The sequence below is a fragment of the Gilliamella sp. WF3-4 genome, assembly GCF_001690275.1.
GTDB lineage: Bacteria > Pseudomonadota > Gammaproteobacteria > Enterobacterales > Orbaceae > Gilliamella > Gilliamella apicola_C.
This window is the reverse complement of record NZ_LZGW01000033.1, coordinates 1-3,420: the sequence shown is the minus strand read 5'-3', so window position 1 is coordinate 3,420 and position 3,420 is coordinate 1. Positions and strand designations below refer to the sequence as shown.

Annotated in this window: 6 protein-coding genes; 1 reads left to right on the top strand and 5 read right to left on the bottom strand. The window is 36.7% G+C overall.

All coding sequences use genetic code 11. The features are described from left to right. Positions 1–414: 414 nt before the first annotated feature. Entirely contained in the window at positions 415–1,173 is a 759-nt protein-coding gene (locus A9G47_RS13985) for a hypothetical protein (protein ID WP_065642645.1), read from the top strand. 54 nt (positions 1,174–1,227) lie between these two features. Here the strand turns inward: A9G47_RS13985 and A9G47_RS08020 are convergent. The 5 genes from A9G47_RS08020 to A9G47_RS07995 all read right to left on the bottom strand — a co-directional run bounded on the left by A9G47_RS08020 (position 1,228) and on the right by A9G47_RS07995 (position 3,383). Further along, positions 1,228–2,309, bottom strand: a protein-coding gene (locus tag A9G47_RS08020) for an IS3 family transposase (protein WP_442903245.1) whose coding sequence is annotated in 2 segments (ribosomal slippage) — positions 1,228–2,066 and positions 2,066–2,309 — 1,083 coding nt in all. Because the reading frame shifts where the segments join, the coding sequence is not laid out codon by codon here. Positions 2,310–2,367: 58 nt separating this feature from the next. Continuing rightward, entirely contained in the window at positions 2,368–2,589 is a 222-nt protein-coding gene (locus tag A9G47_RS08010; protein WP_065642049.1) for a hypothetical protein, read from the bottom strand. Then, positions 2,589–2,846: a transposase gene (locus A9G47_RS08005; protein ID WP_065642048.1), complete on the bottom strand. Its 258-nt coding sequence runs from the start codon at positions 2,844–2,846 to the stop codon at positions 2,589–2,591. The genes A9G47_RS08010 and A9G47_RS08005 overlap by 1 nt, the downstream gene beginning before the upstream one ends. Positions 2,847–2,904: 58 nt before the next feature. After that, a complete protein-coding gene (locus A9G47_RS08000) occupies positions 2,905–3,126 on the bottom strand; it encodes a hypothetical protein (RefSeq protein WP_065642049.1) in 222 nt (73 codons plus the stop codon). Beyond that, on the bottom strand, positions 3,126–3,383 hold the full coding sequence (locus A9G47_RS07995) for a transposase (RefSeq protein WP_065642048.1): 258 nt from the start codon (positions 3,381–3,383) through the stop codon (positions 3,126–3,128). The genes A9G47_RS08000 and A9G47_RS07995 overlap by 1 nt, the downstream gene beginning before the upstream one ends. Between the last annotated feature and the right edge of the window lie 37 nt (positions 3,384–3,420).

Sequence of the window (3,420 nt, the reverse complement as noted above, 5' to 3'; positions counted from 1 at the left end):
GTTTAAATATCCCCCTAAAATAGTACAAATCATAGGAGAACATATTATGTATCAAAAAATTTAGTGCAGAGTTTAAACAATAGGCAGTGGTTTGATATTGCTTTATCCACTTATTTAATGCGGATTTAGTGATGCAATACTCAGCAACAATATTCGTTTATTTTTTAGCATGTTGATATAGAATCACCATCTGTTTTTTTTTAATTGGTAAGTAAAACGGCGTTTTTTTCTTCTTGAAATGCGATTTGTCATGGGTGATTTCTTTTGTTTTTTTGTTTATCGTAACAATAACCTGATAAAACGGGTACTAATTAGTATAGCCAGTCCAAATATTTTGGTGAAGATCAATCAGATAGATAGTGAAATAAAAAGATGTTATAAAATTGGTGATAAATTAAAAAAGGAGCTTCGAAGATGAAAAAGGTAATAGCACCTGAACAGGAAAAATATGAAGTTATATATGAAAAAATATTATTCAATAAAATAACGGAGGCATTTTCTTGGCGAGAGCGTCCGAAAGATATGTGGGAATTAAGTTTTGAAACTGCAACAATAATAATGCCTGATGATGAAATAGCGCTAAAACAATTTTTGGGTAAGAATTGGCAAGATATCACTCTTGATATATACGTAAACTATGATGATGCTTTATATGTATTTACTCCATCAGCCTATGCTTATTATTTACCTGGGTTACTTATTACTTCAGCGAAAGCTATGGATATAGCTATAGCTGAAGATGAAGCTATAGTTAGAGCTGAGGCTGAAGCTGAGGCTAAAGCTAAAGCTATAGATATAGCTTTAGGTAGAACCAGAGCTAAAGTAAGAGCTAAAGCAAGAGCTATGGCCAGAGCTGAGGCTTTAGCTAAAGCAAGAGCTATAGGGAAACAAAAGGCAAGGATTAAAGATTTTGTTATAAATAAAATCGTATTTTGGATTATGGATTTTGAAAAAATACTGTCTGAGAGCCATCTATTTGAACGCTGGGCAACATTAACCATTGAAGAATATTTAGCAGTTAAAGCTTGGCTCATATGGGTTACAAGAGAAGATACATATCAAGATGATGAAGATATCTATCAAAATGATGAAAGTGTTTGTCAAAATAATGTAATGAATTCTTTAATTAGCCTAGACAAACTTATTGGCCTTGCTAAGCAACGAGAAAAATGACGCTGTAAATAAATTGTAAATACCCCAAACTTAGTACACAACTCACGTAGAAAATCATGCTGCTTGTTTTAGTGTTTTATACTCAATCAATGTCATGTTATTTAATGCCTCATGCGGTCTTTCGGTGTTATAAATGGTTAGCCATTCTTCGGTTACCTTTCTTGCTTGTTCTAGATTATTAAATAGATATAAATCAAGTGCCTCAGTGCGATAGGTACGGTTAAATCGTTCAATATAGCCATTTTGATAAGGGCTACCGGGCTGGATATAATCAATGGTTATACCATGTAATTTAGCCCAGTTGGTAAAGGTTTTTCCTGTAAATTCTGGCCCATTATCAACCCGTATTTCTAATGGATACCCATGATATTCGGCCAGTTTATCTAAGTAACGGGTAATCCTTCCTGCGGGTAAGCTTACTGCAATATCAATCCCTAACGCCTCACGATTAAAGTCATCGATGACATTGAATGTTCTAAAGCGACGTTGATTACGGCTACTGTCACTCATAAAATCCATTGACCAACATTCACCTTGTTTATTGGGGACTAATAACCTTTCCGGACATCGTGGAGGAATGCGTTTTTTACGCTTTACCCTGAGATTAAGCTTTAATTCACAATACACCCGATATACCCGTTTATGATTCCATTGATAGCCAAGCTTTCTGATACGATGAAAACATTTAGGAAAGCCCCAGCGTAAATGCCGGTCTGTGATAGCATTCAACATCGAAACAATCACCGAGTCATCCTGCAACTTAGGTTGATAATAGTAAGCACAACGACTTAAACCCACAATGGCACAACTCATAGCAATAGTAACCAAATGATTTTGTTGTAGTTGCTGTGCCCACGTTTTACGTGCCCCAGTTGGCACTAAAGCTTTTTTATGATTTCTTCCTGAAGCTGGGATTTTAAGCTCAGTTCGGCAAACATCTGCTTAAGCTTGCGGTTTTCAGCCTCCTGCTCCTTTAAGCGTTTGATATCCGACGTTTCCATTCCGCTGTATTTTTCTCGCCATTTATAGAAAGTTGAATTACCCATTCCATATGTACGGCACAACTCTTTAACGGGTACACCTGCCTCTGCTTCTTTTAAAATAGCGACGATTTGATGTTCAGTCATTTTTTTCATAATTAAATCCTCTTTTACTTTTATCATAGAGAATTTTCTACTTTTTTGCTGTACTATTTTAGGGGGTAGTTACACGATGAAAACATTTAGGAAAGCCCCAGCGTAAATGCCGGTCTGTGATAGTATTCAACACCGAAATAATCACGGAATCATCCTGCAACTTAGGTTGATAATAGTAAGCACAACGGCTTAAGCCAACAATGGCACAACTCATAGCAATAGTAACCAAATGATTTTGTTGTAGTTGCTGTGCCCACGTTTTACGTGCCCCAGTTGGCACTAAAGCTTTTTTATGATTTCTTCCTGAAGCTGGGATTTTAAGCTCAGTTCGGCAAACATCTGCTTAAGCTTGCGGTTTTCAGCCTCCTGCTCCTTTAAGCGTTTGATATCCGACGTTTCCATTCCGCTGTATTTTTCTCGCCATTTATAGAAAGTTGAATTACCCATTCCATATGTACGGCACAACTCTTTAACGGGTACACCTGCCTCTGCTTCTTTTAAAATAGCGACGATTTGATGTTCAGTCATTTTTTTCATAATTAAATCCTCTTTTACTTTTATCATAGAGAATTTTCTACTTTTTTGCTGTACTATTTTAGGGGGTAGTTACACGATGAAAACATTTAGGAAAGCCCCAGCGTAAATGCCGGTCTGTGATAGTATTCAACACCGAAATAATCACGGAATCATCCTGCAACTTAGGTTGATAATAGTAAGCACAACGGCTTAAGCCAACAATGGCACAACTCATAGCAATAGTAACCAAATGATTTTGTTGTAGTTGCTGTGCCCACGTTTTACGTGCCCCAGTTGGCACTAAAGCTTTTTTATGATTTCTTCCTGAAGCTGGGATTTTAAGCTCAGTTCGGCAAACATCTGCTTAAGCTTGCGGTTTTCAGCCTCCTGCTCCTTTAAGCGTTTGATATCCGACGTTTCCATTCCGCTGTATTTTTCTCGCCATTTATAGAAAGTTGAATTACCCATTCCATATGTACGGCACAACTCTTTAACGGGTACACCTGCCTCTGCTTCTTTTAAAATAGCGACGATTTGATGTTCAGTCATTTTTTTCATAATTAAATCCTCTTTTACTTTTATCATAGAGAATTTT